We start from the raw sequence: 8,604 nt of genomic DNA, 5'->3' as shown, positions 1-8,604 counted from the left end.
TATATAGCTACATTTTATATTATAAGAAATTCACTTATAAAACTTAATTCAGTTTGTATAATATCGGGTGATTTTGGAGCTTTTAAAAAAAGTGTTATAGAAGAACTTGGACTTTTTCAAAGCAAACACATAGGTAGTATAGAAATGTCAGTTCAGTTAAATGAATATGCAAGTGAAAATGGAAAAATTATAACATATGATGACAGAGCTGTTTGTTTTACAGAGGCACCAAGCAATTTAAAAGATTGTTATAAAAAAAGAATGACATGGCAAGATTGCTTTATAGAGATATTTTTTAAGCACTATAACTTTTTGCTTGGGAAAAAGATAAAAAATTATATTGGGGCTATTGGATTTATAAATACACTATTACTTGGATATCTATCAGTAATACTAACATATATTGGTGTTATTAGCATAGTAGTAAGTTTTAGTGAGGGGTCACAGGTAAGTATAAATGCAATTATACAAATAGTAATTGGAATTGTTATATTTATAGTATATTCTTTAGGGAATTTAAGTTTTGCAAAAAATAATAAATTATGTTTTGGGGAAATCAGTAAAATGAAACTTATAACAATACATATATATATGCTAGTTTGGTTTAAACCAATGACAATAGTAATATTTTTAATGGGGTTCACAATGTACTTCTTTAAAAGACTTTATAAATATACAATATTAAGACAACCTAAAGTACATACAGTTAAGTTAAAATAGAATAAATTTATTGAAGAGAAAAGTTAGTAGCTTTTCTCTTTTTTAAAAAATTAAATATGAGGAACAAATATAAGGATATAGAATAGTATAAAAATATATAAAATACGTATAATATTAGTGAAATGCAGAAAAAAGTTCTTGACTTTAATCTGTACAATAGTATAATTAAATAAAATTGGAATTAATTTACAAATAATAGGAGGGTGAATATGTTAACTTTAATAGGTAGAAATTTTGTAGAATATTTTTATAACTTTTATTACGGCTTAAGCTTTTATTTTAGCATGGTCTTTTTTAGCAGTGAAAAAAATAATATAAAAAATATATCTAATGAATTTAAAAACATATTGCCTAGCTATAATTAATATTGGCAAATTAACATTGTTGTTTTAAAATAAGATTCATTAGTGAATCTTATTTTTTTTACTTAAAATTAAAAAAACTAGTATTATTTTTTGAATCTTGATAACAAATTTATAAAATTTTGATAAAATAGGTCCATTGGGTAAATGGGTACAGAAAAAAATAGGAGGGTATTATTTATGATCGTAATTTTAAAACCAAAAACACAGGAACAAGAAGTTAAGAAGTTAATTGACAAAATACAGAGCTTAGGAGTAGACGTACAAGTGATAAATGGAGAAGGAAAAAATATATTAGGGCTTGTTGGTGATACTAGCAAGATAGACCCAAAGAAGATAGAAGTTAATAAAAATGTAGAAAGAATTTGTAAGGTTCAAGAGCCTTATAAAAAAGCTAACAGAGTTTTTCATCCGGATAATTCAATATTTGATATATGTGGAAGAAAAATTGGTGGTAAGCAAATTACACTTATAGCAGGACCTTGTTCTGTTGAGTCGCCAGAGCAAATTGTTGGTATAGCTAAGAGTGTTAAAGAGATAGGTGCTGGATTCCTAAGAGGTGGGGCATTTAAGCCAAGAACATCACCATATAGTTTCCAAGGACTTGAAGCTGAAGGACTTGAGCTTTTAAAGCTTGCTAGAAAAGAAACAGGACTTCCAATAGTTACAGAAATCATGGGAACAAGTATGATTGATAGATTTGTTGATGATGTTGATGTAATTCAAGTTGGGGCAAGAAATATGCAGAATTTTGACTTATTAAAAGAACTTGGTAAGACAGATAAGCCGATACTTCTTAAAAGAGGTTTATCAGCTACTATAGAAGAACTTTTAATGTCAGCAGAATATATTATGGCAGGTGGAAATGAGAGAGTTATACTTTGTGAGAGAGGTATTAGAACTTTTGAAACTTACACAAGAAATACACTTGATTTAAGTGCTGTTCCAGCTATTAAGAGATTAAGTCACCTTCCTGTTATTATTGACCCAAGTCATGCAGCAGGTAAGAATTGGATGGTTGACCCATTATCAAAAGCAGCAATTGCAGTTGGAGCTGATGGACTTATAATAGAAGTTCATAATGATCCTGAAAATGCTCTATGCGATGGACAACAATCTTTAAAACCATCAGAATATGCAAAGCTTGTTGAAGAAATGAAAGCTATTGCAAAAGCTGTAGGTAGAGAAATATAATTAGATGAAAAAATTAAGAGTTAATTTAGAAGAAAGAAGCTATGATATTTTAATAGAAAAAAAGCTTCGTTATAAATTAAGCACTCTTGTAAGAGAAGTTCATAAAGGAAATAAAGTTGCTATTATAACAGATACAAATTTATTTAGAATTTATGGAGAAGAAATAAAGTCTATTCTTTTAAAAGATGGATTTGATATAAAGTTTATTATAGTAGAAGCAGGGGAGAAAAGTAAGGACTTTTCTTCACTGCTACCTATATATAGTGAACTTTTAGACTTTAAACTTACAAGAAGTGATTTAATTATTACCTTTGGTGGTGGAGTTGTTGGTGATTTAGGTGGTTTTGTTGCCTCAACATTCCTAAGAGGAATTAAATTTATACAGTTTCCAACATCACTTTTAGCACAAGTTGATTCAAGTGTTGGTGGTAAAGTTGCTGTTGATGTTAAAGAAGGAAAAAATCTTGTTGGAAGTTTCTATCATCCAATTAGAGTTATTATAGATACAGATATTTTAAATACATTAGAAGAAAAATATTTTAATGATGGACTTGGAGAAGTTATAAAATATGGTTGTATAAAGGATAAAGACTTATTTGAAAAGCTTGAAAATTATAAAAACAAAGAAAAGTTAAAAGCTGATATTGATAATATTGTGTATACTTGCTGTGATATAAAAAGACAGGTTGTAGAAAATGATGAGAGAGATACAGGGGAGAGAATGCTCCTTAATTTTGGACATACAATAGGTCATGCTATTGAAAAGTTTTATAATTTTGAGGTTTATAGTCATGGAGAAGCTGTTGGTATAGGAATGTATGAAATGACAGTTTTAAGTGAGCAAAATGGAGTAACAAAAGAAGTTATTTCAGATAGAATAAAAAATATTTTAAAAAAATATGATTTGCCAGTAACTTGTGATGCTTTAAAAAGAGGCAAAACAGAACTTATAGAGGCAATGACACTTGATAAAAAGAATTTAAATAATAAATTAAATATTATTGTATTAAAAGAAATTGGTGAGAGTTTGATATATAAAACAGATTACGATTTCTTTGAAATTTGGAGAGGTGAAGAAAATGTCTAAGATAAAAATAAAGGGTGGGACTTTATTAAAGGGAGATATTATTGTACCTCCATCAAAAAGTATGGCTCACAGGGGTGTAATATGTGCATCACTTGCTAAGGGAAAAAGTATTATAAGCAATATTGATTTATCAGATGATATTATTGCTACAATGAATGCAATGAAATCACTTGGTGCAAGTATAAAAGATTTAGGTAATAAATCATATGAAATAGATGGAACAAATACATTTAATATTAGTAATGAAAAAAGAGTTATAGATTGTAATGAATCAGGTTCAACACTTAGATTTTTAGTTCCTGTATCAATAGCTAAAAAGAATAATGTTAAATTTGTTGGTAAAGGGAATTTAGGTAAAAGACCTCTTGATCCATTTTACCAAATTTTTGAAAGACAAGAGATAGACTTTTCATATACTGATGAAATTCTAAATCTTAATATCAACGGAGAATTAAAGGGTGAGATTTTTAATATAGCTGGTAATATAAGTTCGCAGTTTATAAGTGGACTGATGTTTACACTTCCACTTCTTAAAGAAGATTCAAAAATTGTTATAACAACAGAACTTGAGTCTAAGGGATATTTAGATTTAACACTTTCAATGCTTAAAAGTTTTGGTATTGAAGTTATAAATGATAATTATAAAGAGTTTATAATAAAGGGTAATCAAGAGTATAAACCTTTTAACTATGAAGTTGAAGGGGATTATTCACAAGGTGCATTCTATCTTTGTGCAGATGCTATTTCAAATAAGGTAGCGATTAAGAATTTAGATTTATATTCGCTTCAAGGAGATAGAGAGATAATTGAAATTCTTGAGAATATGGGAAGAAGACTTGTTATAGAAAATAAATCTCTAAGTATAAAGAGTTGTGAGTTTGAAGAGTCTATTGTAGATGCTAAAGGGTGTCCTGATGTTATACCAGTCTTAACTGTTGTAGCAGCACTAAATAAAGGGAAAACTAAAATTATAAATGCAGGAAGACTTAGAATTAAGGAATGTGATAGACTTCATGCTATAACAACAGAGCTTAATAAACTTGGAGCTAAAATTACAGAATTTGAAGATTCACTTTTAGTTGATGGTGTTGAGAGTTTTCATGGGGCAGAGGTTTCAAGTCATGCAGACCATAGAATTGCAATGAGTCTTGCTATTGCATCAACAAGATGTGTTGGTGATGTAATTTTAGAAAACCCAGAGTGTGTATCAAAATCATATCCACATTTTTGGGATGATTTTAAAATGTTAGGTGGTGAAATAGTTGAGTGGAACATGGGGAAATAATATAGAAGTTTCTATTTTTGGAGAATCACATGGAAAAGCTATTGGTATAGTTATAAATGGGATTAAAGCTGGAATAGAAATTGATATGGAAAAAGTAGAGAAAGAAATGGGAAGAAGAGCACCAGGTAGAGATAAACTTTCAACTCCTAGAAAAGAGGCTGATAAACCAGTTATACTTTCAGGGATATTTGATGGTAGAACCACAGGAAGTCCAATTTCAATGATGATAGAAAATTCTGATACAAAGTCTAAAGATTATTCAAAGACAAAAGATTTACTAAGACCAGGGCATGCTGATTATGCAGGTTATGTTAGATATAATGGGTTTAATGATTATAGAGGTGGAGGACATTTTTCAGGAAGAATTACTGCACCACTTGTTTTTGTTGGGGCTATTGCAAAGCAAATTTTAGAGAGTGAAGGAATAAGAATTGGAGCTCATATAAAATCTGTTGCTAACATAAATGATGAATCATTCGATTTTGTGAATATAGATGAAAAAACTTTAGAGGGGCTTTTAGAAAAAGAACTTCCAGTTTTAAATGATTCTAAAATTGAAGAGATAAAATCTGAAATTATGAGTGCAAGAGAAAATCAAAATTCTGTTGGTGGAGTTATAGAAACAGCTATAGTTGGACTAAAAGCAGGAGTTGGTTCTCCATTTTTTGACTCATTAGAAAGTAAAATTGCCTCATTAGCATTTTCAGTTCCAGCAGTTAAAGGAATTGAATTTGGAGTAGGATTTGATATTTCACAGATGAAAGGTTCAGATGCTAATGATGAATATTATTTAGATGGGGATAATATAAAAGCTTATTCAAATAATAATGGTGGAATTACAGGTGGAATTACAAATGGGATGCCTGTTATTCATAGAGTTGCTATAAAACCTACACCATCAATTAGCAGGGAGCAGAGAACGGTTAATATAAGCACAATGAAAGATGAGGTAATTAAAATACAGGGCAGACATGACCCTTGTATAGTTCAAAGAGCTGTGGTAGTTATTGAGGCAATATCAGCACTTGCAGTTTTAGAACTTCTAAACGAAAGATAATTTGCTGATTTTTAGGGCTTAAGCAGTAAGTAGAAAAGGAGAAATTTATAGATGAGAGATTTAGACTATTGTAGGAATAGGATTGATGAAATAGATAAAAAACTTATAGAACTTTTTGAAGAAAGAATGAATATAGTGGTAGATGTTGCAATGTATAAGGCTGAAAATAATCTTCCTATATTTCATAAGAAAAGAGAAGAGGAAGTTATAAAAAAGAATGTTGATAGAGTAAAAGATGAGGAACTTAAACCTTATGCACAGGATATGCTCCACAGTCTTATGGATATAAGCAAGGCATATCAATGTGAAAAAATAAATAAAAGGGAAGTAGCACTTTCAAAAGGAAAAGAAATAAACCTTGGATTTCAAGGAGATTTAGGTTCGTTTGGTGAAGAGGCACTTATAAAATATTTTGGAAATGATTATAGTAAAAAGAGCTTTTCAGAATTTGAAGATGTTTTTACAGCACTTAAATTTTCAGAAATAGATTATGGGGTGTTACCAATAGAAAACTCTTCAACTGGTTCTATAACTGATGTGTATGACCTTTTAAGAAAATATGATTATCATATAGTTGGTGAAACTCTCCTTAAAATTGAGCATAATCTTTTAGGGATAAAAGGTGCAAAGATAGAAGATTTAAAAGAAATATATTCTCATCATCAAGGGTTTGAACAAAGTGGAAACTATATAAAAACACTTAAAGATGTAAAAAAAATACCGTATCATAATACTGCTATAAGTGCTAAATATGTAAGTGAACTTTCTGATAAAACAAAGGGTGCTATTGCAAGTAAAAGAGCAGCAACTATTTATGGACTTGATATTTTAAAAGAAACAATAAATGATGCAAGAGAAAATTACACAAGATTTATAATTATAGGGAAAGATTTTGAAACATCAGAACTTTGTAATAAGATGACTATTGCATTTGTAATAGGAAATAAAGCAGGACAGCTTTACAGTAAGCTTAAAGTTTTTGATGAGAATAATATTAATATGAGAAAAATTGAGTCAAGACCTATGGGAAATGGTTCATTTAATTATATTTTCTATGTTGATATTGATGGTAATATTGATTTTGAAGAAATAAAAAAAGCACTTAATAGTATAGAAAAAACTACTGAAGATTTCAGAATAATGGGTGCATATAAAAGACAGGAGTAATATTATGAAAATATTTGGTCTTATAGGTGAGAAGCTAGGACATAGTTTATCACCAGAAATACATCAGAGTTTATTTGGAAAACTTGATATGGATGCAAAATATAATCTTTTTTCTATATCAAAAGAGAATATAAATATGGCAGTTAGTAGTCTAAAGATACTTGGTATTAGTGGTGTAAATATAACAATTCCATATAAGGAAACTTTAATGGAGCAGGTTGATTTTATATCAGATGAAGCTAGAAAGATAGGTGCTATTAATACTATTTTAGTAAAAAACAATAAATCATATGGATATAATACTGATTATTATGGCTTTAAAAAAATGTTACTGCGTGATGGAGTAACTTTTAAAGGCAGAGAATTTTATGTTTTAGGTTCAGGTGGAGCATCAAAGGCTATAATACATCTTCTTTTAGATGAAGGTGCAAGTAAAGTTTATATGGTTTCAAGAGATAAGATATCTGCAAGTGAGAAATTTAAGGGTATTAATATGGAGTTTTTAAATTATGAGGATATGAATGATATAAAAAAATCATATGCAATTATAAATACAACTCCTTGTGGAATGTATCCAAACATAGACAGCATAGCAGTTTCAAAAGGTATTTTTAATAAGTTTGAAGTTGCATGTGATATAGTTTATAACCCAGAGGAAACTAGATTTTTAAAAGAAGCTAAAGAGTGTGGGATTAAGACTGTAAAAGGTTTATATATGCTTGTTGCACAGGCAATTAAGGCAGAAGAAATTTGGAATAATATTATTATTGATGAAAAAACAGAAAAAGATATATTTTTAGAGATAAGTAAAAAGTTTAAATAGTATGAGTAATTGATAAAGTGGTGATATATTTGAAAAAAGGAATTGTTTTAATAGGTATGCCAGGGTGTGGAAAAACAACACTTGGGCAAGAAATAGCAAGTAGTCTTAATTTGAAATTCCTTGATATGGATGATTTTATAGAGAGAAGTACAAAGAAAACTATAAGTAAGATATTTGAAAAGGGTGAGGATATATTTAGAGCTTATGAAACAAAAACTTGTGAAGTTTTATCAAGACTTGATAAGGTGCTTATATCAACTGGTGGTGGAGTTATTAAGAAAAGTGAGAATATGGATTATTACAGAGATTTTGTGATTATTTTTATAAATAGACCACTTGAACTTATTTTAGAAGATGTAGATACATCTACAAGACCACTTTTAAAGGATGGAAAATCAAGACTTATAAATCTTTATAGAGAGAGAATAGATTTATATAATCAGTATGCAGATATTATTGTTATAAATGATGGAGATATTGATACAATAGTTTCAGAAGTTATAGATAAGACTAAAGAATATTTAGTTTAAGTAAGGGTGATAGTATGAAAATTAAACTTATAAATGGACCAAATTTAAATCTTTTAGGAATAAGAGAGAAGAAAATATATGGTAGTAGAGATTTTAATGATGTTGTAAAAACTATTATTGAAGAGGGAGAAAAGTCAGGACATGAGATAATATCTTTTCAAAGTAATATAGAGGGCGAAATTATAAATGAAATTCATAGTGCATATTTTGATGGCTTTGATGGAATTATAATAAATCCTGCTGCTTACACTCATTACAGTATTGCGATATATGACGCTTTAAAAGGTGTTGAAATTCCAACAGTTGAAGTTCATCTTAGCAATATACACAAAAGAGAAGAGTTCAGACATAAATCAGTAACTGCACCTGCTTGTATAGG

9 protein-coding genes are annotated in these 8,604 nt (G+C 29.0%); all 9 read left to right on the top strand.

Annotated elements, in window-relative coordinates:
* On the top strand, nucleotides 1-720 hold a 720-nt coding region (locus tag Q0V15_RS09905), incomplete at its 5' end, for a glycosyltransferase family 2 protein (RefSeq protein ID WP_297438531.1).
* Nucleotides 721-1,262: 542 nt separating this feature from the next.
* Nucleotides 1,263-2,276, top strand: a complete 1,014-nt coding sequence (aroF, locus tag Q0V15_RS09900) for a 3-deoxy-7-phosphoheptulonate synthase (RefSeq protein ID WP_297438529.1) — start codon at nucleotides 1,263-1,265, stop codon at nucleotides 2,274-2,276.
* A 4-nt stretch (nucleotides 2,277-2,280) separates the two neighbouring features.
* Complete coding sequence (aroB, locus tag Q0V15_RS09895) at nucleotides 2,281-3,363, top strand: 3-dehydroquinate synthase (protein WP_297438527.1); 1,083 nt, start codon at nucleotides 2,281-2,283, stop codon at nucleotides 3,361-3,363.
* A complete protein-coding gene (aroA, locus tag Q0V15_RS09890; protein WP_297438525.1) occupies nucleotides 3,356-4,648 on the top strand; it encodes a 3-phosphoshikimate 1-carboxyvinyltransferase in 1,293 nt (430 codons plus the stop codon). The genes aroB and aroA overlap by 8 nt, the downstream gene beginning before the upstream one ends.
* Nucleotides 4,626-5,705, top strand: a complete 1,080-nt coding sequence (gene aroC, locus Q0V15_RS09885; protein WP_297438523.1) for a chorismate synthase — start codon at nucleotides 4,626-4,628, stop codon at nucleotides 5,703-5,705. Before aroA ends, aroC begins: the two co-directional genes overlap by 23 nt.
* Nucleotides 5,706-5,756: 51 nt before the next feature.
* Nucleotides 5,757-6,872: a chorismate mutase gene (locus tag Q0V15_RS09880; RefSeq protein WP_297438521.1), complete on the top strand. Its 1,116-nt coding sequence runs from the start codon at nucleotides 5,757-5,759 to the stop codon at nucleotides 6,870-6,872.
* 4 nt (nucleotides 6,873-6,876) lie between these two features.
* Nucleotides 6,877-7,695 carry a shikimate dehydrogenase gene (aroE, locus tag Q0V15_RS09875; RefSeq protein WP_297438519.1) on the top strand — a complete coding sequence of 273 codons (819 nt, stop codon included), beginning with the start codon at nucleotides 6,877-6,879 and terminating at the stop codon, nucleotides 7,693-7,695.
* Nucleotides 7,696-7,724: 29 nt separating this feature from the next.
* Nucleotides 7,725-8,225: a shikimate kinase gene (locus tag Q0V15_RS09870; protein WP_297438517.1), complete on the top strand. Its 501-nt coding sequence runs from the start codon at nucleotides 7,725-7,727 to the stop codon at nucleotides 8,223-8,225.
* A gap of 14 nt (nucleotides 8,226-8,239) precedes the next feature.
* A partial coding sequence (locus Q0V15_RS09865) for a type II 3-dehydroquinate dehydratase (RefSeq protein WP_297438515.1) occupies nucleotides 8,240-8,604 on the top strand: 365 nt, incomplete at its 3' end.

This window comes from uncultured Clostridium sp., assembly GCF_947036855.1.
In the GTDB taxonomy this organism is placed as follows: Bacteria; Bacillota; Clostridia; order Clostridiales; family Clostridiaceae; genus Sarcina.
The sequence above is the reverse complement of the archived record's forward strand: the minus strand, read 5'-3'. Positions and strand labels throughout refer to the sequence as shown.